19 protein-coding genes are annotated in these 18629 nt (G+C 62.6%); 13 read left to right on the top strand and 6 right to left on the bottom strand.

Features of this window, described 5'->3' with window-relative positions; all coding sequences use genetic code 11:
* Positions 1-2 precede the first annotated feature (2 nt).
* Together HHL24_RS10560 and HHL24_RS10555 are read left to right on the top strand one after the other, a co-directional pair.
* Positions 3-1088, top strand: coding sequence for an AI-2E family transporter (locus HHL24_RS10560; RefSeq protein WP_169485439.1), 1086 nt, complete (start codon positions 3-5; stop codon positions 1086-1088).
* Between the two features lie 230 nt (positions 1089-1318).
* Positions 1319-2554, top strand: a complete 1236-nt coding sequence (locus tag HHL24_RS10555) for a PepSY-associated TM helix domain-containing protein (RefSeq protein WP_169485438.1) — start codon at positions 1319-1321, stop codon at positions 2552-2554.
* Positions 2555-2561: 7 nt separating this feature from the next.
* Here HHL24_RS10555 and purU read toward each other — a convergent pair whose 3' ends face one another.
* The 5 genes from purU to HHL24_RS10530 all read right to left on the bottom strand — a co-directional run bounded on the left by purU (position 2562) and on the right by HHL24_RS10530 (position 7882).
* A complete protein-coding gene (purU, locus tag HHL24_RS10550) occupies positions 2562-3431 on the bottom strand; it encodes a formyltetrahydrofolate deformylase (RefSeq protein ID WP_169485437.1) in 870 nt (289 codons plus the stop codon).
* A 111-nt stretch (positions 3432-3542) separates the two neighbouring features.
* Positions 3543-4406 carry an NUDIX hydrolase gene (locus HHL24_RS10545; RefSeq protein ID WP_169485436.1) on the bottom strand — a complete coding sequence of 288 codons (864 nt, stop codon included), beginning with the start codon at positions 4404-4406 and terminating at the stop codon, positions 3543-3545.
* A 72-nt stretch (positions 4407-4478) separates the two neighbouring features.
* Positions 4479-5093 (bottom strand): LysE family translocator, encoded by a 615-nt coding sequence (locus tag HHL24_RS10540; protein ID WP_169485435.1) that lies wholly within the window; start codon positions 5091-5093, stop codon positions 4479-4481.
* 45 nt (positions 5094-5138) lie between these two features.
* On the bottom strand, positions 5139-5705 hold the full coding sequence (locus HHL24_RS10535) for an adenine phosphoribosyltransferase (RefSeq protein WP_169485434.1): 567 nt from the start codon (positions 5703-5705) through the stop codon (positions 5139-5141).
* A gap of 173 nt (positions 5706-5878) precedes the next feature.
* Positions 5879-7882 (bottom strand): monovalent cation:proton antiporter family protein, encoded by a 2004-nt coding sequence (locus HHL24_RS10530; RefSeq protein ID WP_169485433.1) that lies wholly within the window; start codon positions 7880-7882, stop codon positions 5879-5881.
* A 160-nt stretch (positions 7883-8042) separates the two neighbouring features.
* Here HHL24_RS10530 and kdsD point away from each other — a divergent pair, with 160 nt between their 5' ends.
* The 11 genes from kdsD to HHL24_RS10475 all read left to right on the top strand — a co-directional run bounded on the left by kdsD (position 8043) and on the right by HHL24_RS10475 (position 17481).
* Positions 8043-9026: an arabinose 5-phosphate isomerase KdsD gene (gene kdsD / locus HHL24_RS10525; protein WP_169485432.1), complete on the top strand. Its 984-nt coding sequence runs from the start codon at positions 8043-8045 to the stop codon at positions 9024-9026.
* On the top strand, positions 9026-9586 hold the full coding sequence (locus tag HHL24_RS10520) for a KdsC family phosphatase (RefSeq protein WP_169485431.1): 561 nt from the start codon (positions 9026-9028) through the stop codon (positions 9584-9586). The genes kdsD and HHL24_RS10520 overlap by 1 nt, the downstream gene beginning before the upstream one ends.
* Entirely contained in the window at positions 9583-10191 is a 609-nt protein-coding gene (lptC, locus tag HHL24_RS10515; RefSeq protein WP_169485430.1) for an LPS export ABC transporter periplasmic protein LptC, read from the top strand. Before HHL24_RS10520 ends, lptC begins: the two co-directional genes overlap by 4 nt.
* Before the next feature lie 20 nt (positions 10192-10211).
* Entirely contained in the window at positions 10212-10883 is a 672-nt protein-coding gene (gene lptA, locus HHL24_RS10510) for a lipopolysaccharide transport periplasmic protein LptA (RefSeq protein WP_169485429.1), read from the top strand.
* The gene (gene lptB, locus HHL24_RS10505) at positions 10880-11665 is read left to right on the top strand and encodes an LPS export ABC transporter ATP-binding protein (protein ID WP_074285507.1); all 786 of its coding nucleotides are present in this window, start codon (positions 10880-10882) and stop codon (positions 11663-11665) included. Before lptA ends, lptB begins: the two co-directional genes overlap by 4 nt.
* A 185-nt stretch (positions 11666-11850) precedes the next feature.
* Positions 11851-13368 (top strand): RNA polymerase factor sigma-54, encoded by a 1518-nt coding sequence (locus HHL24_RS10500; protein WP_169485428.1) that lies wholly within the window; start codon positions 11851-11853, stop codon positions 13366-13368.
* A 170-nt stretch (positions 13369-13538) separates the two neighbouring features.
* Positions 13539-13895 (top strand): ribosome hibernation-promoting factor, HPF/YfiA family, encoded by a 357-nt coding sequence (hpf, locus tag HHL24_RS10495; protein ID WP_028199089.1) that lies wholly within the window; start codon positions 13539-13541, stop codon positions 13893-13895.
* A gap of 300 nt (positions 13896-14195) precedes the next feature.
* Positions 14196-14711: a PTS sugar transporter subunit IIA gene (locus tag HHL24_RS10490; RefSeq protein WP_012431657.1), complete on the top strand. Its 516-nt coding sequence runs from the start codon at positions 14196-14198 to the stop codon at positions 14709-14711.
* Between the two features lie 130 nt (positions 14712-14841).
* A complete protein-coding gene (gene hprK / locus HHL24_RS10485; RefSeq protein WP_007179412.1) occupies positions 14842-15810 on the top strand; it encodes an HPr(Ser) kinase/phosphatase in 969 nt (322 codons plus the stop codon).
* 105 nt (positions 15811-15915) lie between these two features.
* Positions 15916-16809, top strand: coding sequence for an RNase adapter RapZ (gene rapZ / locus HHL24_RS10480; protein WP_169485427.1), 894 nt, complete (start codon positions 15916-15918; stop codon positions 16807-16809).
* A gap of 39 nt (positions 16810-16848) precedes the next feature.
* A complete protein-coding gene (locus tag HHL24_RS10475) occupies positions 16849-17481 on the top strand; it encodes an LON peptidase substrate-binding domain-containing protein (protein WP_169485426.1) in 633 nt (210 codons plus the stop codon).
* Between the two features lie 27 nt (positions 17482-17508).
* Here the strand turns inward: HHL24_RS10475 and mutY are convergent, their stop codons facing one another.
* Positions 17509-18624 carry an A/G-specific adenine glycosylase gene (mutY, locus tag HHL24_RS10470; protein ID WP_206002792.1) on the bottom strand — a complete coding sequence of 372 codons (1116 nt, stop codon included), beginning with the start codon at positions 18622-18624 and terminating at the stop codon, positions 17509-17511.
* Positions 18625-18629 lie beyond the last annotated feature (5 nt).

Genomic DNA, 18629 nt, shown 5'->3' with positions numbered 1-18629 from the left:
CCATGGCCAAGCGGAATCAGGCGCGCGACGACGGGCAAGTGCAGGACCTACGCCCACGCCCGGTCAGGCTGACTAGCGACATGAGCCTGCCGAAGCTGTCGGCGGTCGAAATCGGCAGTTACGTGCTGATGCTGTTCGGGATGTGGGCGATCATCGAACTGAGGCTGCTCGGCGCCTTGCTGGCCGGGCTGCTCGTGTTCCAACTGGTCCACACCATCGCGCCGCGCATCGAACGGCATATGTCGAGTCAGCGCGCGCGCTGGCTCGCGGTGGTGATCCTCTCGGTGGTGATAGTCGGCGCATTGACCGGTCTGACGCTCGGCATCATCGAGCATTTCGAAAACGACGTGCCGAGCGTGCAGAATCTGCTCGACCAGGCGATGCAGTTGATCGACCAGGCGCGCGGCCGGATTCCGCAATTCGTCGCCAACTATCTGCCGGTCGACACCGCCCAGATGAAGACCAAGGCGACTGAGTTGATGCAAACGCACGCCAACATGCTGCAGCAAAGCGGCAAGACGGCGGCACGCGCGTTCACGCACATCCTGATCGGCATGATCATCGGCGCGATCATCGCGGTCGGGGCGCAGAAGCATATGCAGCGGCTGCCTTTGTCCACGGCGTTCGTCACGCGCGTGACCCGTTTCGCCGACGCCTTCCGCCGCATCGTATTCGCTCAGGTCAAGATTTCCGCCATCAATGCGGTCTTCACCGGCATCTTCCTGCTGGTGATCCTGCCGGTCTTTCACGACACGCTGCCGCTCTCCAAAACGCTGGTGCTGGTGACGTTTATCGTCGGCTTGCTGCCGGTGATCGGCAATCTGATCTCGAACACGATCATCGTCGCGGTGGCGCTCTCCGTGAGCTTTCCGGCGGCGGTCATGTCTCTGGTATTCCTGATCCTGATTCACAAGCTGGAATACTTCCTGAACGCGCGAATCGTCGGTGGTCAGATCGAGGCACGCGCTTGGGAATTGCTGATCGCGATGCTCGTGATGGAAGCCGCGTTCGGCATCCCCGGCGTGGTCGCGGCGCCGATCTTCTATGCGTACATCAAGCGGGAATTGATTTATCTGCGGCTGGTGTGAGCGTCAACCAGACTGCGATGCGGGCTTGGCGGACGCGGGCGAAAAGCGGCACTTCGGTGCCGCTTTTTTTGTATCAGCCGTCTTCGGGAGGCCAGATCCGCGCCGCGTCCGACGCTTACTGAAAACTTGCAGCAGGCCGCCCGATTCGCATAAGATGCGAATAATTCCCATTTACGACGCAACGCCGTGACTCGCTGTTTCCCCTCATTTTTCATTTCGCCGACTCGCCCATGAGGCGGCAGCTCGTTCGCCTGCATCGCTGGTTCGGTGTCGCCATCGCACTGTTTTTGTTCGTCGCCGGCCTGACCGGCGCGATTATCGCGTGGGACCACGAACTCGATGCGGCGCTGAATCCGTCGTTCTTCAATGCGCGCACGGTCGGCCCGGCGCTGTCGGGGCTCGAGTTGGCACGTCGCGTCGAAGCGGCTGATCCGCGCCTGCAGGTGACGTATCTGCCACTCGACGCTGAACCCGGCCACACACTGCAGATGATGGTGCTGCCGCGCACCGATCCCGCGACGAAGCAGCCCTACCCGCTCGACTTCAATCAGATCGCCGTCGATCCCGCCACCGGCGACATTCAGGGGCGGCGCGAATGGGGCGCCGTTTCGCTCGCACGGCTCAATCTGATTCCGTTCATCTACAAGTTGCACTACACGCTGCAATTGCCGTTCACCGGCGGGGTCGATATCGGCACGTGGCTGATGGGCATTGTCGGGATCGTGTGGCTGTTCGATAGCGTGATCGCGCTATGGCTGTCGTTTCCGAGCTTCAAGGCATGGCGCAAGTCGTTCGCGTTTCGCCTCGGGCGCGGGGGCTATGCGCTCACCTTCGATCTGCACCGCTCGGGCGGCGTGTGGATCTGGGGCCTGCTGGCGATCGTCGCGCTGACGTCGGTGTCGATGAATCTCTCAGCGCCGGTCGTTCGCCCAATCGTGTCGCTGTTCTCGACGCTCACGCCGAATCCGGTCAATAACCCCGAAATCCTGCGCGCGCCGCAGCCGGGCGACCCGGTGCTGAGCCGCGAGCGCGTCGTGCAGCTAGCAGAGCAAGCCGGTAAGGCGCAGAACCTGAAGGCGCCGCCGGGCGGTCTTTACTACGCGGAATACCTGCACGCCTACGGCGTCGGCTTCTACGCAACCGGCAACGATCACGGCGATATCGGCCTTGGCAATCCGTGGATGTATTGGGACGCGGCCACCGGCAAGCAACTCGGCGCGCAGATTCCCGGCAAGGGCACGGCGGGCGACATCTTCATGCAGGTGCAATTCCCGCTGCACTCGGGACGCATCCTCGGTCTCGGCGGGCGGATTCTGATTAGCGCGGTGGGGATTGCAGTCGCCGTGCTGAGCGCAACGGGGCTGCTGATCTGGCTGAAGAAACTGAATGCGCGCCGCCGTTCGGCGCAAAACGCACGGCTCGCACAGGACGCGAGGGATGCAGGCAGGACCGCGGTGCGGTCCTGATCCGCTTTTAACGAAACACCACCGTCTTGCTGCCGTTCAACACGACGCGATGCTCGACGTGCCACTTCACCGCACGCGCGAGCGTCACGCATTCCACGTCACGGCCGATCGCCGTCAGTTGCTCCGGCGTCATGCTGTGATCGACCCGCTCCACTTCCTGCTCGATGATCGGACCTTCGTCGAGATCCGTCGTCACGTAGTGCGCGGTTGCGCCGATCAGCTTCACGCCGCGGTCGAACGCCTGGTAATACGGCTTCGCGCCCTTGAAGCTCGGCAGGAACGAATGGTGAATATTGATCGCGCGGCCGGCGAGGGATTCGCACAACTGGGGTGACAGAATCTGCATGTAGCGCGCGAGCACCACCAGATCGGCTTGATGCTCGTCGATCACTTCGAGCACGCGCGCTTCCTGCGCAGCCTTCGCGTCCGGCGTGCCGCCCAACAGCGGGAAGTGATGGAACGGAATGTCGTAGCTGGCCGCGAGCTGATAAAACTCCTTGTGGTTCGAGATGATTGCCGGAATCTCGATACCCAGTTGACCCGTGCGATAGCGGAACAGCAAGTCGTTCAGGCAATGGCCGATCTTCGACACCATGATGACGACGCGCGGCTTCACCGAAGCATCGTGCAATTCCCAGCGCATGCCGAACTGCTCAGCAAGCGTCGCGAACGACGTGCGCAACGCCTCCAGGCCCGGATCGCCCCCCACCTGCTGGAAATGCACGCGCATGAAGAACTCGCCGGTGCGGCTATCGCCGAACTGTGCGGAGTCGAGAATATTGCTGCCACGCTCGAACAGAAAGCCCGAAACCGCGTGGACGATGCCGGGCCGGTCGGCGCACGACAGTTTGAGAATAAAGCTGTGATCGGTCGACATGACCTGGGTGACTCCCTTTCTTCAATGCGTGGTTTGTTCGGTGTGGCTTGCTCGATGCAGCGTGCTACGGCATGACTCGGGCTATTCGTCGCGTGGGCGCCTGACCAGCGCTTATGCAAGCGCCGGCGGCGCGAACAATGTCTCGATGCCCGGACACGCGTCTTCGTCGATCCAGCGGCGGCGCAGCAGGCAATCCAACGTGGCGAGACTCGCATCCACAGTCATCGCGCCTTCTTCGATCCAGCGCGCCACCTCGTCGATGCGCGCGAGCCGGTGTTCGCCCACTTCCCCGTCCTGGTTGCGCGGCGCGAAATCGGCCGGCAGCGCGAGGTCGTAGATAAAAATCTGTTCGGCCTGCGTGCCTTCCGGCAACGATTGCAGCACATGCGCGGTGCGGCCGGCCGTAGCGCGCGCGGCGATCTCCTCGGGAATGCCGGCTTCTTCCCAGCACTCCTTGATGATCGTCGCCTCGATGCCGAAGCCCCAGCCGATCCCGCCTGCCACGACATTGTCGAGCATGCCCGGATCGGTCGCCTTGGTGTCGCTGCGGCGCGCGATCCATAGCTGCGGGGCGGCCATCCGCGGAGCGCCATCCGCGTATTCTACGACGCCGTTCAGATGCACCGCGTAGGTCAGCGTGCCGAAGAAACGCGACGCCGCGCGTTCGATGTACGCGAGCGGCGGCGCATCGAACGCGTTGCGGATCGCGTACGTCTCGTCGCGCCAGCCGGGAATACGGCCCTCGGCGGCAAGCGCACCGATCACGGAACCAAGCGCCGCACTGCGCAGATCGACGGTATTGAACACGGACGCGAGCGTCACGCGCGCGTCGTCGATTTCAAACACATCGGGCCAGCGCGCAAGCAAGGGCACATCGGTCAAGCGAATCCAGCCAACCTGTTCGGGGTCGATCCAGAACGGCAGATGTGCTTGCACGTCGAAGCGGCGCGCGGCGGTGATGCAAGGCAAAGTCATTCAAAGCTCCAAACTGTTCTTCTGGCGCGTCCGGCTGTCGGCGGTCGCTCAGTCGCTTAAGCGGTCTCTCTGTCAATCACGCAACGCGACGCGAATCCCAATCGCGATGAAGGTCGCGCCGGCGAGCCGGTCGAGCCACACGCCCACACGCGGCCGGCGCTTCAACCAGCCGCCGATCATCCCCGCGCACACGCCGAACAGCGAAAACACCACCACGGTCTGCAACATGAACAACACGCCGAGTTCGAGCATCTGCACCGTGACGCTTTGCGTGCCGTGCGGCTGCACGAATTGCGGCAGGAACACGACGAAGAACAGCGTCACCTTCGGATTCAGCAGATTGCCAAGCACGCTCTGGCGGAACACCGCCTTCAACGGTTGCGGCGCGCGCTCGTGCGCGGTGGCGAGACCCTGGCTGCGCAGCGCCTTGATGCCGATCCAGACCAGATACGCGGCACCGGCCAGCTTGATCACTTCAAACGCAACCGGCGACGAGCGCAGCAACGCGGCCACGCCAAGCGCGGCCAAGGTGGTGTGGAATGTGATGCCTGCCGCAAAGCCGAGCGCAGCGACGAGGCCCGCCGCACGGCCCTGCGAAATACCGCGCGCGAGCACTTGCAGATTGTCAGGGCCAGGCGCCAACGTGATGGCGATCGAGGTCGCGAGAAACAACAGGAAGTTGGGCATCGTTCTTACCTTTGTTGTGTGCAGGAAGAAGTTCGTATCCAGCGATCAATGGTCGCCGAATTCAGTCACCGTATAGAGCGGCAGGCCCGCTTTGCGCAGCAAGGCCGAGCCACCGAGTTCAGGCAGATCGATAATCGCCGCGCCTTCGACCACTACTGCGCCGAGCCGCTCGAGCAGAATCTTGCCGGCCATCATCGTGCCGCCGGTGGCGATCAGATCGTCGATGAGCACGACGCGGTCGCCCGGCTCGCAGGCGTCCTCGTGAATCTCGACGGTCGCGGTGCCGTATTCGAGCTCGTACGATTGTGCGACCCGCTTGTATGGCAGCTTGCCCTGCTTGCGGATCGGAATGAAGCCGAGGTTCAGCTCGTAAGCCAGAATCGGCCCGATGATGAAGCCACGCGCATCCAGCCCGGCGACGTAGTCGAGCTTCGCACCGATATAGCGCTGGACGAACAGATCGATCAGCACGCGCAGCGACTTCGGCTCCTGCAGGAGCGGCGTGATGTCGCGAAACTGCACGCCCGGCTGCGGCCAGTCGGGCACCGTGCGGATGTGGCTTTTAATGTAGTCGGCCGCATCGAGCGGCGCGCTCGCGAGCGCGTTGGACATGATGTCTCCGGATGGACCTCGACAGGTCCGATGAAATGCTAAATCTGGTGCGGCCGGCTAGGTGCGGCCGGCTTGGGCGCAGCCGGCTTGGGTGCGACCGGCTTAGGCGCGGCGGGCAACGCCGGCCTGGCAAAACCACACCAGCAGCAACGCCACGCCGACCGTACCCGCTGCTAGGCCGCAGCGGCGCCCGCGCGGCGGTGCTTCGAGAGCAGCTCTTCGGCTTCGGCCAACTGTTCGGGCAGCCCCCGCAACACCACGATGTCGCTCGCGCGCAGCTTGGTGGACGGGTCCGGCTCGACGCCGCGAATGCCGTGCCGTCGAATGGCCGTCACCTCGACGCCCAGTTCGAACAGGCCCAATTCCGCCAGCGTTCGGCCCACCGCGTCCGAGTTTTCGTCGACCGGCACCGATTGTAGCCGCACCTGTTCGTGGCCGTCGTCGTCTTCCATGTCGTCCGCGCCGTGAAAATAGCCGCGCAACAGCGCGTAACGCTCGTCGCGCATTTCCTCGACCCGCCGCACCACGCGCCGCATCGGCACGCCCATCAACACCAGCGTATGCGAAGCCAGCATCAGGCTGCCTTCGACGATTTCAGGAATCACCTCGGTCGCGCCGGCGGCCAGCAGCTTTTCCAGATCGGCGTCGTCGACAGTACGAACGATCACCGGCAGTGTGGGTTCCAGTTCGTGGATATTGTGTAACACGCGTAATGCCGACGGCGTGTTCGCGTAGGTAATCGCGATCGCTGCGGCACGATGGATACCGGCGGCAAGCAGCGATTCGCGCCGCCCCGCATCGCCGAACACCACGGACTCACCCGCCGCCGCCGCGGCCTGCACGCGATCGGGGTCCAGGTCCAACGCAACATAAGAGAGCCCTTCATGCTCCAGCATGCGCGCCAGATTCTGCCCGGCCCGGCCGTAACCGCAAATGATCACGTGACCGCTTTGCTTCAGGCTCTGCGTCGCGATGCGCGTCATCTGCAAGGACTGCATCATCCACTCAGTCGACGACAGCCGCAGCACGATACGGTCCGCGTTCTGGATCAGGAAAGGCGCGGCCAGCATCGACAGCAGCATCGCCGCGAGAATCGCCTGCAACAGGGTGGCGTCGACGAGATGTTTGTCGAGAATCAGGTTCAGCAGCACGAAGCCGAACTCGCCGGCTTGCGCGAGGCCGATACCGGTGCGCATCGCGACACCCGGCGACGCACCGAATAGGCGCGAGAGCCCGGTCACCATCACCGCCTTCAGCAGGATTGGGCCGACCAGGAAGCCGAGCACGATGAACGGGTGCTCCCAGATCACGCGCGGATTCAGCAGCATGCCGGTCGTGACGAAGAAGAGGCCCAGCAGCACGTCGCGAAACGGCTTGATGTCCTCTTCCACCTGATGCCGATAAGGTGTTTCGGCGATCAACATGCCGGCGATGAACGCGCCGAGCGCGAGCGATAGACCGAACTTGTCCGTGATGAACGCCGCGCCGAGCGTCACCAGCAGCAGATTCAGAATGAACAGTTCCTGCGACCGGCGCCGCGCCACCACGTTGAACCAGCGCGTCATGAAGCGCTGACCCACTATTAACAATAGGGCCAACGCCACGACGATCTTGATGGCCGCTACCCCGAGCGAACTGACGAGATCTTGCGAACTGCCACCCAGTGCCGCAATGACGATCAACAGCGGCACCACCGCCAGATCCTGGAACAGCAGCACGCCGAAGATATTGCGGCCGTGCTCCGTTTCGATCTCGAGCCGCTCTGCCAGCATCTTGCTGACGATCGCCGTCGACGACATCGCCAGCGCGCCGCCCAGCGCCACGCTTGCCTGCCATGTGATGTGCACCCACCGCTCCAGCACGAAACCGAGCGAGACCGCCACGGCGATGGTGCCGATCACCTGCAATAGGCCGAGGCCGAACACGAGCCGGCGCATGGAGCGTAGTTTGGAAAGCGAAAACTCCAACCCGATGGAAAACATCAGGAACACGACGCCGAATTCTGCCAGGTTCTGCGCCCCCGCCGAATCCGGAATCAGACCGAACGCGTGCGGCCCGACGACGATGCCGACCGTCAGATAGCCGAGCATCGGTGGAAGATTCAAAAAGCGAAAGAGCACCACTCCTGCTACTGATGCCAGCAGCAGGAACAGCGTCATTTCGAGGGGGGAAATCATTGGCAAAAACGCATCGGTAAAGCGTCCTCGTTCGTCAGCGGAACCGCGCACGCTAGCACCGCGCGACAAGGTTGTGGGGCCGTTAAAAACAGCAATAAAGGCAGCGGCTTGGCACGGCAGGCCCGGCGCGGCGAACAAGCGCCTTTGCTATACTCCGCGAATGATAGCGAAAATCAATGGCGACCGGGCACTCGCGCTCGCTCGTGACGTGCTCGACATCGAAGCGGACGCCGTGCGCGCGCTTCGCGATCAACTCGACGATGGTTTCGTCGGGGCGGTCGACTTCATCCTGGGTTGCCGCGGACGCGTCGTCGTTTCCGGCATCGGCAAATCCGGCCACGTGGCCCGCAAGCTCGCGGCCACGCTCGCCAGCACCGGCACACCGGCCTTCTTCGTTCACCCAGCGGAAGCCAGTCATGGCGACCTCGGCATGGTCACGGCAGACGACGTGTTCCTCGCGCTGTCCAATTCCGGTGAAACTGAAGAACTCGTGGCGATCTTGCCGCTCATTAAGCGGATCGGCGCGAAGCTGATTGCGATGACGGGCCGCCCGTCGTCGAGTCTCGCACAACTGGCCGACGTACATCTGAATTCTGGCGTGTCAAAAGAAGCCTGTCCGATGAATCTTGCGCCGACCGCCAGCACCACCGCCGCGCTCGCGCTCGGCGATGCGCTCGCGGTCGCGGTGCTCGACGCGCGCGGCTTTGGCCGGGACGATTTCGCCCGCTCGCATCCGGGCGGCGCGCTCGGCCGGCGTCTGCTCACTTATGTCCGCGACGTAATGCGCACCGGCGACCAGGTACCGAAGGTGACGCCCGACGCGACCGTGCGCGACGCGCTGTTCCAGTTGACCGCCAAGCGCATGGGCATGACAGCGATCGTCGACCAAAACGATCGCGTGACCGGTATCTTCACCGACGGCGATTTGCGCCGCGTGCTCGAACGCGACGGCGATTTCCGCAATTTGCCGATCGCCTCCGTGATGACCGCCGGCCCGCGCACCATTGGCCCGGATCAACTTGCTGTCGAAGCCGTGGAACTGATGGAGCGCCACCGCATCAATCAGATGCTGGTCGTCGACGAAGCAGGCAAGCTGATCGGCGCACTCAACATGCACGACCTGTTCTCGAAGAAGGTGATCTGATGCCCGCCGCCCCCCTTACCGCCACTGAACGCGCCAGCCGCGTCAAGCTGATGATTTTCGACGTCGACGGCGTGCTGACCGACGGCGGCCTGCTGTTTACGGCGGAAGGCGACACGATGAAGGCGTTCAATTCGATGGACGGCCACGGCATGAAGCTGCTGCGCCAGGCCGGCATCGAAACGGCGATCATCACCGGGCGCCAGTCGGGCATCGTCGCGGCTCGGGTCAAGGAACTGAATATCAGCCACGTGTATCAGGGCGTGCAGGACAAACCGCAGGCGTTCGCCGACCTTTTGCAGCAAACCGGTATCAGCGCGGAAGAATGCGGCTACATGGGCGACGACTGGGTCGACCTCGGCGTGATGCTGAAGGTCGGCTTCGCCGCGGCGCCGGCCAATTCGCATCCTGAAGTGATCGCGCGCGCCCATTGGGTCAGCGAAGCACGCGGCGGCCACGGCGCGGCGCGCGAAGTCGTCGATACGCTGCTGCGCGCGCAGAACAAATACGATGCGCTGCTCGCGGCAGCCTGTAGCGGCGAACAGCGAGGCCTTGTCGGATGAATCGGTTTCGCTGGACCTCACTGATTCCGCTCGTCGCGATGGCCGCGCTCGCCGGCATTACATGGTGGCTGCTGCAAGCCACGCTGCCGCGGCAGAATGAAGGCGTGGTGCGCCCCAAGGAGCACACGCCCGACTACTTCGCGGACAACTTCTCGGTTTCCGAACTCGATCAGTCGGGCTCGACGCAATACCGCCTGACCGCCACCAGTCTGATCCACTATGAAGACGACGAGTTGAGCGATCTGGTCAAGCCGGCCATGCGCGCGTTCCAGCCGGGCAAGCCGATCGTCACCGCGACCGGCGACACCGGTACGGTCAACGGCGACGCCTCGATCGTCAATCTGTACGACAACGCGCGCATTCTGCGGGCCGCCGGAAACGGCGATCCGCAGATGCAAGCGGATTCGCAGCATTTTAGGGTGCTGGTCAACGACGATGTGATCGAGACCGAAAAGCCGGTTAAACTTCAGCGCGGCATGTCTGTGATGACTGCCAGCGGCATGAACTACAACAACGTCACCCGGGTAATGCAGCTGTTCGGCAATGTGAAGGGCGCGATTGCCGCGTCCGAAGGCTCCGCCAGCTCGCCCAAGCAACCCGGGTAATCCATTCCAGGCGTGACTGCATGAACGAATCGTTCCCCCGTTTTGATACCGGCCGCTCGCGCACCCTGTCCGCGTGCCGCGCCGGACTCGCTGCGCTGATTGTCGCGTTGCCGCTCGCCGGCTTCGCGCCGCTTGCGCACGCCGACCGCGCCGACAAGGACAAGCCGCTGAACATCGAAGCGGACAACATGACTTACGACGACCTCAAACAGGTCAACATCTTCACCGGCCACGTGGTCGCCACCAAAGGCACGATCGTGATCAGGGCCGATCGAGTCGAAGTGACGCAAGACCCGCAGGGCTATCAGTACGCCACCGGCACGTCGAGCGGCGGCAATCTGTCGTATTTCCGCCAGAAACGCGAAGGCCTCGATGAATACATCGAAGGCACGGCCATTCGTATCGACTACGACGGCAAGCAGGATCTGACCACGCTCACCACCAATGCCACCGTGAAGCGCCTCCAAGGCCTCTCGACGGTAATGGACCAGGTGCATGGCAGCGTCATCACGTATGACGGCCAGAACGACTTCTACACCGCGAAGGCGGGTAAGGACGTCGCCGGCCCGGGCAACCCGACCGGCCGTGTGCGCGCCATGCTGGCGCCGCGCAATGGCGGCGCCGCGCCGCTGAACGGCGCGTCGGCCACGCTCGCGCCATCTACCACGATCCAGGGAGCACCGAACCAGTGAGTTCTTCCGCGTCCCTCCCCAATCGCAAACCGGCCGGCACCAGCAGTTCGCTGGTGGTCCGCAACCTGAAGAAGCGTTACGGCTCGCGCACGGTCGTCAAAGACGTGTCGCTCGACGTGAAAAGCGGCGAAGTGGTCGGCCTGCTCGGCCCCAATGGCGCCGGCAAGACCACCTCGTTCTATATGATCGTCGGCCTCGTGCCGCTCGATGCAGGTGAAATCGATCTGGACGGCAAGTCGATCAGCTTGTTGCCGATCCACAAGCGCGCGTCGCTGGGCTTGTCGTATCTGCCGCAGGAAGCGTCGGTGTTCCGCAAGCTCTCCGTCGAGGAAAATATTCGCGCGGTGCTGGAATTGCAGCACGAAGACAACGGCAAGCGGCTCAGCAAAGACACCATCACGAGCCGCACCGAGGCATTGCTCGACGAACTGCAGATCGCTCACTTGCGTGAGAATCCGGCACTGTCGCTGTCCGGCGGCGAGCGTCGACGGGTCGAAATTGCACGTGCGCTAGCCACCAATCCGAGCTTCATTCTGCTCGACGAACCGTTCGCGGGTGTCGATCCGATCGCGGTGCTGGAAATCCAGAAGATCGTCAAATTTCTGAAGCAGCGAAATATCGGCGTGCTGATCACCGACCACAACGTGCGCGAAACCCTCGGCATCTGTGACCACGCCTACATCATCAGCGACGGCAGCGTGCTGGCCGCCGGTGCGCCGAGCGACATCATCGAAAACGAAAGCGTGCGGCGCGTCTATCTGGGCGAACACTTCCGCATGTAAGTGCACCAAGGATTGCCGGCGGTGCTAGCGCGCATCCGCCGGACACTTTGCGGCACCTGCACATCAGTATTTTTGACCTGGGCCGTCCCGCGCCCAGCGCCGCCGAAAACAGGCGCACGCGTAATTGCGAATGTCGCAATGTATCGCGGTCGTGGCAAACTCTCTACAATGAATCTGAACTTGCCATGAAAGCCAGCCTCCAACTCCGCCTATCGCAGCATCTTGCGCTGACCCCGCAACTGCAGCAGTCCATCCGGCTGCTTCAGCTGTCCACGCTCGAACTGCAGCAGGAAGTCGCAATGGCGATCTCGCAGAATCCGCTCCTCGAGAACGAGGACGACTGGATCGCGAGTCCCCTGCGCGTGGCGGCCGACGGCTCGCTGATCACCCAGTCGCCCAACTCCTCCGCACCGCCCGACCAGATGGGCGGCAACACGTCGTCTTCGTCCACCAGCAGCAGCGAGCGCGCCGAGAACGGCGAGCCACAGGGTGTCGACGAATACAACGGCCTCGCGAGCGACGGTAACGGCGACGCGTCGCAATGGGATCTCGGCGACTACGGCCGCTCCGGCAATGCCTCGGACGACGACGACCTGCCGCCCCTGCAAATCCACGAATCGAGCACCTCGTTGCGCGATCACCTGATGGCGCAACTTCGCGTCACCCAGGCGAGCCAGCGCGACCGCGCGCTGATCACCTTCCTGATCGAATCGCTCGACGACGACGGCTATCTTGCCGCCACGCTCGATGAAGTACTGACCGACCTGCCTGAAGAGCTCGAAGTCGATCTCGACGAAATGAACGCCGCGCTCGCGCTGCTGCATAGCTTCGACCCTGCTGGGGTCGGCGCGCGCTCCGCGTCCGAATGTCTCAAGTTGCAATTGTTGCGGCTCGAACAGTCGCCTACGCGCACCCTTGCGCTCGACATCGTCGCCCATCACCTGGAACTGCTCGCGGCACGCGACTTCACGCGCCTGCGCAAGCATCTGAAGGCGAACGACGACGATCTGCGGGATGCCCATGTTCTGATCCGCTCGCTCGAGCCGTTTCCTGGCGCCGCTTACGGCAAGGCGGAAGCGGACTATGTCGTGCCCGACATCATGGTGCGCAAAACGGCGCAGGGCTGGCAGGCTGAACTCAATCCGGAAGTGGTGCCGAAGCTGCGTATTAACCACCTGTACGCGAATATTCTGCGCAATAACCGGGGCGATCCGGGCAGCGGATCGTTGCGCCAGCAACTGCAGGAAGCACGCTGGCTGATCAAGAATATCCAGCAACGCTTCGAGACCATCCTCCGCGTGGCGCAGGCTATTGTCGAGCGTCAGAAGAGCTTTTTTGTGCATGGCGAAATTGCCATGCGCCCCTTGGTTTTGCGAGAAATTGCTGATACGCTGGGCCTACACGAGTCAACTGTCTCGCGTGTGACAACTGGTAAATACATGCTGACCCCATTCGGGACGCTTGAATTTAAGTACTTCTTTGGATCACACGTTTCGACTGACACGGGCGGCGCGGCCTCTTCAACAGCGATTCGCGCGCTCATCAAGCAACTGATAGGAGCGGAAAACCCGAAATCTCCTCTTTCAGACAGCCGCATAGCCGAACTGCTGGCGGAACAGGGCTTCGTGGTCGCACGGCGTACCGTTGCGAAGTATCGCGAAGCGCTCAAGATTCCGGCAGTCAACCTGCGCAAGTCTCTGTAGCCCGCCGCCTCCCGCGACGGGCATTTACCGGCCGCTCCGCAGTTGGCGGACAGGCCGGCCGATGCGACCTGCCAGAAGTCAGTCACCGGGGGGCGACTCAGGCAAGCCGACAGATCGACCGGACCTTCGTCATCGTGCGGAACAAGCGGCCTCTAGCTTGGAGAAGCACTATGAATCTGCAGATCAGTGGACACCACCTCGAAGTAACGCCTGCGTTGCGCGAATACGTGATCACCAAACTGGATAGGGTGCTAAGACATTTCGATCAGGTAATCGACGGCAGTGTGGTCCTCTCGGTCGACAACCACAAGGAAAAGGAAAAGCGGCAAAAGGTTGAAATCAACCTGCATCTCAAGGGCAAAGATATCTTCGTCGAGAGCTGTGACAGCGATCTTTACGCTGCGATCGATCTGATGATCGACAAGCTCGACCGGCAAGTGATACGCCATAAGGATCGCCTGCAAGGCCATCAGCACGATGCGATTAAGTACCAGCCGGCGCCGCTACTAGACGTGCCGCCGCAATAAGGAAGACTAGAAGGTTTCTTTACTTTCCTTCGTTTGTCCTCATTTGCCTCATTTGCCCAGCCAAACCGCCCGAGACCGGGCGGTTTTTCGTTTCAGGGCACCTTTCTCGTGCAGTGGCGCAGATCGGATCAATCCTGCGAAGAAACCTATGATGCATAGATGGCGCGCCGCACCATCCGTCGCTACCCTGTTCTATAATGTTCCGGTTACCATCGGGGTCAAGTTAGCTCAAACGGGAAACGGTCGGCCGGAGTCCTGCGCTTTCGGGCTCCAACGTACGTCGCCGTGAGCATCAAACGAATGGAACGCCACTCAAACGCCCCAGCGAGGAGAACCCAGGCCACGTTTTCGCCTGTCAACATGAATCGTTTAGCCAAATTTCTTCCCCTCGAGAACGTCGTCGTCGGACTATCGGTCACCAGCAAAAAGCGCGTGTTCGAGCAAGCGGGCCTGATCTTCGAGAACCAGAACGGCATCGCCCGTAGCACGGTCACTGACAATCTGTTCGCGCGTGAGCGCCTCGGATCGACGGGGCTCGGCGAAGGCGTCGCGATTCCGCATGGCCGGATCAAAGGCTTGAAGCAACCGCTCGCCGCGTTCGTCCGCCTCGCCGAACCTATACCCTTCGAATCGCCCGACGGCCAGCCGGTCTCGCTGCTGATCTTCCTGCTCGTGCCCGAGCAGGCCACCCAGCAGCACCTCGAAATCCTTTCGGAAATCGCCCAGTTGCTGTCCGATCGCGAGGCCCGCGAGCGCCTGCACACGGAAGAAGACCGCGAATCATTGCATCGCCTGCTCACTCAGTGGCAACCTTGATGCATCGGCGGTTGTCCGCGCGCCGATTACTCGCCCGCAGCATGCGGGTATAGCCCGGCAAAACAGGCGGGCCGCGTGAGCGCGGCCGCAGCTTAGCCCGGCAAGCGGCCCACACTGGAGTCACTGACTCATGGATACGTCCAGCATCAACGCCCAGAGCATTTTCGACGATAACGCCGCCACGCTGAAGCTGAGCTGGCTGACGGGGCATGAAGGCTGGGAGCGCGGCTTTTCTTCGGAATCGGTCGCCAATGCCACGTCGAGCGCCGACCTCGTCGGCCACTTGAACCTGATCCACCCGAACCGGATCCAGGTGCTCGGCGACGCCGAAATCGACTACTACAAGCGCCAAACCGACGAAGACCGCTCGCGCCACATGGCCGAGCTAATCGCGTTGGAGCCGCCGTTTCTGGTGGTGGCGGGCGGGGTCGCCGCTCCGCCGGAACTGGTGCTGCGCTGCACGCGCTCGTCCACGCCGCTCTTTACGACACCAATGTCCGCCGCTGCGGTGATCGATAGCCTGCGCCTCTACATGTCGCGCATTCTCGCGCCGCGCGCCACGCTGCACGGCGTGTTTCTCGACATTCTCGGCATGGGCGTGCTGCTCACCGGCGATTCGGGCCTCGGCAAGAGCGAACTCGGGCTGGAACTGATCAGCCGCGGCCACGGCCTTGTCGCCGACGACGCGGTGGATTTCGTGCGCCTCGGCCCGGATTTCGTCGAAGGGCGCTGCCCGCCGCTGCTGCAAAACCTGCTCGAAGTGCGCGGTCTCGGCCTGCTCGACATCAAGACGATCTTCGGTGAAACCGCAGTCCGCCGCAAAATGAAGCTGAAACTGATCGTGCAACTGGTGCGCCGTCCCGATGGCGAATTCCAGCGGCTGCCGCTGGAAAGCCAAACCGTCGACGTGCTCGGCTTGCCGATCAGCAAAGTCACGATTCAGGTGGCGGCCGGCCGCAACCTTGCGGTGCTGGTCGAAGCGGCCGTGCGCAACACGATCCTGCAACTGCGCGGCATCGATACGCTGCGCGACTTCATGGATCGCCAGCGTTTGGCCATGCAGGACCCGGACAGCCAGTTTCCCGGCAAATTGATCTGAATCCGCGACACCCCGCCGCGCCGTGTTACGCCCGCAGCCAACGGCTGCGGCGGCACGCGCACGGGGACCAGATGCTATGATGAACTGTACGGATTCCACGACTCCATGCGCATAATCCTGATCACCGGTATTTCCGGCTCCGGCAAGTCAGTTGCCCTGAACGCGCTTGAAGACGCAGGCTATTACTGCGTCGACAATCTGCCGCCGCGTTTTTTGCCGCAACTGGCCAACTATCTCGCCGACGACGGCCAAGAACGCCTCGCGGTCGCCATCGACGCGCGCTCGAGCGCCTCGCTCGACGAAATGCCCGCGATGATCCGCGACCTGTCGCGCTCCCACGACGTGCGCGTACTCTTCCTGAACGCAAGCACGCAGTCACTGATTCAACGCTTCTCCGAAACGCGCCGCCGCCATCCGCTGTCCGGTTCCACGGCGCATGATGCGGACGTCGGCTTGTTGACGTCGTTGGCCGAAGCGATCGAACGCGAACGCGAACTCGTGGCGGGCCTCGCTGAATTCGGCCATCAGATCGACACCAGCAATCTGCGCGCGAACGTGCTGCGTGCATGGGTCAAACGCTTTATCGAGCAGAAAGATGCCGGGCTCGTGCTGATGTTCGAGTCCTTCGGCTTCAAACGCGGCGTGCCGCTCGACGCCGATTTTGTTTTCGACGTACGCACGCTGCCGAACCCGTACTACGATCATGAATTGCGGCCGCTCACGGGCCTCGACAAACCAGTGGTGGATTTTCTCGACGCGCTGCCGGTCGTGCATGAAATGATCGACGACATCGAGAAGTTTCTTGTCAAATGGCTGCCGCATTTCCGTGACGACAATCGCAGTTATCTGACGGTCGCGATCGGTTGCACGGGCGGCCAGCACCGCTCGGTATTCATTGCGGAGACGCTTGCCGCGCGTCTCGCAACGTCGGCGAATGTCATTGTGCGGCACCGCGATGCGCCGGTTCATGCCGGCGAATCATCGAAGTTAGTGGCTTAACCGGCCGCGTCGCGCGGCCTCAACTCGAAGCGTTGCGCCATGTCTTCTTCTACTGTGCTTGCCGATGTGCCGCTGTTTCCGCTGCATACGGTGCTGTTTCCCGATGGACTGCTGCCACTGAAAATCTTCGAAGCGCGCTACCTCGATATGGCGCGCGACTGTCTGCGTGACAAAACGCCGTTCGGCGTGTGTCTGCTGAAGAGCGGCGCCGAAGTGGCGCGCGCCGAAGAGCCTTCGGTGCCCGAAGCAATTGGCTGCCTCGCCGAAATCGAAGAGTGCGATGTCGAAGCGTTCGGCATGCTGCTGATTCGGGCGCGCGGCACACGGCGGTTTCGCCTGCTGTCGCATCGCGTGGAGAGCAGCGGCTTGCTGGTCGGCATGGCGGAGCCGCTCGGAGAAGACATACCGCTCGAGGACAATGAGCAACTGGCCAAATTTGGCGCATGCGCGGAAGTGCTCGAACGGATCATCGCAACGATCCGCGAACGCGATCCGGACAGCTTGCCGTTCGCGGAGCCGTTCAGGCTGGAAGATCCGTCATGGGTGTCGAACCGGCTCGCGGAGGTGCTGCCGATCGCCCTTCGTGCAAGGCAAAAGCTGATGGAATTGCAGGACGCCGGCGCGCGGATCGACGTGGTTCATCACTATATGCAGCAGCATCAACTGCTTTGATTTGACGTGCTTTCTGCTCAGGATTGGCTAGAGCAGTGAGCCGTGCAGACTGTCCAGCAGTTTGCGCACCGGCGCGGGCACACCGAACGAGTCGAGATCGCTTAACGCGACCCATGCGGTGTCCGCGTCGCTGAGCACACCCAATGCGCCGACACCGCGATCCAGCTCGGCGAGCCGCGGCTCGATATCCAGCTTGAAATGCGTAAAGACGTGCGTAAGCGGCGCAAGCGGCGAGACCGCTCCGTCGCCACCGAAGGCGCGTGCACGCTCGGCGAGCGCGGCTTCGTCGGCAGCTTCGGGCAGGCTCCACAAGCCACCCCAGATGCCTGACGGCGGACGCTTTTCCAACATCACGGCGTTACCGTCGCGTAGCACCAGCATCCATGTGCGGCGCGTCGGTACGGCTTTCTTCGGTCGTGCCGTGGGCAGTTCTCGCTGACGTCCGGTCACGTTGGCCACGCAGTCGGCGGCGAACGGACAGCGCAGGCAGTCCGGCTTGCCGCGCACACACAACGTTGCGCCGAGGTCCATCAGGCCTTGCGTGTACGCACTGACGTCGTCGTCCGATGCGTTGGACGGCAGCAGCGATTCCGCCAGCGTCCACATCGCGTTCTCGACTTTCTTCTCACCCGGAAAGCCTGCGACGCCGAATACGCGTGCCAACACGCGCTTCACGTTGCCGTCGAGAATCGTCGCCCGCGCGCCGAATGCGAAAGAGGCGATCGCCGCGGCCGTCGAACGGCCGATGCCCGGCAATTCAGCGAGTTCGTCGGCCGACGCAGGAAACGCACCGCCATGCTGCTCGACGACCACCTGCGCGCAGCGGTGCAGATTGCGTGCGCGCGTGTAATAGCCGAGGCCGGCCCACAATGCCATCACATCGTCTGCCGGCGCGGCGGCGAGCGAGGCAACATCCGGACAACGCGCAAGAAACTTTGCGTAGTACGGAATCACCGTCGATACCTGAGTCTGCTGCAGCATGATTTCCGATAGCCAGATGCGATACGGGTCGCGGGTGTTCTGCCATGGCAGGTCATGACGACCATGCTGGCGCTGCCACGCAATCAGCCGCGCGGAAAAATCAGACATGACCGGGAAAACAGGCGCAGCGGACGGGGCAGACGGGCTTAAACGAGATGGCATTGAAA

This window comes from Paraburkholderia polaris, from assembly GCF_012927345.1.
GTDB lineage: Bacteria > Pseudomonadota > Gammaproteobacteria > Burkholderiales > Burkholderiaceae > Paraburkholderia > Paraburkholderia polaris.
This window is presented reverse-complemented; position numbering and strand designations above follow the sequence as displayed.

What these genes read in the sequence shown, in the direction of transcription:
- HHL24_RS10475 (WP_169485426.1), top strand. Translation starts at nt 16,849, where the DNA reads ATGTCTTCTTCTACTGTGCTTGCCGATGTGCCGCTGTTTCCGCTGCAT.
- HHL24_RS10560 (WP_169485439.1), top strand. Translation starts at nt 3, where the DNA reads ATGGCCAAGCGGAATCAGGCGCGCGACGACGGGCAAGTGCAGGACCTA.
- HHL24_RS10540 (WP_169485435.1), bottom strand. Translation starts at nt 5,093, where the DNA reads ATGCCCAACTTCCTGTTGTTTCTCGCGACCTCGATCGCCATCACGTTG.
- hprK (WP_007179412.1), top strand. Translation starts at nt 14,842, where the DNA reads ATGGATACGTCCAGCATCAACGCCCAGAGCATTTTCGACGATAACGCC.
- HHL24_RS10530 (WP_169485433.1), bottom strand. Translation starts at nt 7,882, where the DNA reads ATGATTTCCCCCCTCGAAATGACGCTGTTCCTGCTGCTGGCATCAGTA.
- lptC (WP_169485430.1), top strand. Translation starts at nt 9,583, where the DNA reads ATGAATCGGTTTCGCTGGACCTCACTGATTCCGCTCGTCGCGATGGCC.
- lptA (WP_169485429.1), top strand. Translation starts at nt 10,212, where the DNA reads ATGAACGAATCGTTCCCCCGTTTTGATACCGGCCGCTCGCGCACCCTG.
- HHL24_RS10555 (WP_169485438.1), top strand. Translation starts at nt 1,319, where the DNA reads ATGAGGCGGCAGCTCGTTCGCCTGCATCGCTGGTTCGGTGTCGCCATC.
- HHL24_RS10500 (WP_169485428.1), top strand. Translation starts at nt 11,851, where the DNA reads ATGAAAGCCAGCCTCCAACTCCGCCTATCGCAGCATCTTGCGCTGACC.
- kdsD (WP_169485432.1), top strand. Translation starts at nt 8,043, where the DNA reads ATGATAGCGAAAATCAATGGCGACCGGGCACTCGCGCTCGCTCGTGAC.
- HHL24_RS10520 (WP_169485431.1), top strand. Translation starts at nt 9,026, where the DNA reads ATGCCCGCCGCCCCCCTTACCGCCACTGAACGCGCCAGCCGCGTCAAG.
- hpf (WP_028199089.1), top strand. Translation starts at nt 13,539, where the DNA reads ATGAATCTGCAGATCAGTGGACACCACCTCGAAGTAACGCCTGCGTTG.
- HHL24_RS10535 (WP_169485434.1), bottom strand. Translation starts at nt 5,705, where the DNA reads ATGTCCAACGCGCTCGCGAGCGCGCCGCTCGATGCGGCCGACTACATT.
- HHL24_RS10545 (WP_169485436.1), bottom strand. Translation starts at nt 4,406, where the DNA reads ATGACTTTGCCTTGCATCACCGCCGCGCGCCGCTTCGACGTGCAAGCA.
- HHL24_RS10490 (WP_012431657.1), top strand. Translation starts at nt 14,196, where the DNA reads ATGGAACGCCACTCAAACGCCCCAGCGAGGAGAACCCAGGCCACGTTT.
- rapZ (WP_169485427.1), top strand. Translation starts at nt 15,916, where the DNA reads ATGCGCATAATCCTGATCACCGGTATTTCCGGCTCCGGCAAGTCAGTT.
- purU (WP_169485437.1), bottom strand. Translation starts at nt 3,431, where the DNA reads ATGTCGACCGATCACAGCTTTATTCTCAAACTGTCGTGCGCCGACCGG.
- mutY (WP_206002792.1), bottom strand. Translation starts at nt 18,624, where the DNA reads ATGCCATCTCGTTTAAGCCCGTCTGCCCCGTCCGCTGCGCCTGTTTTC.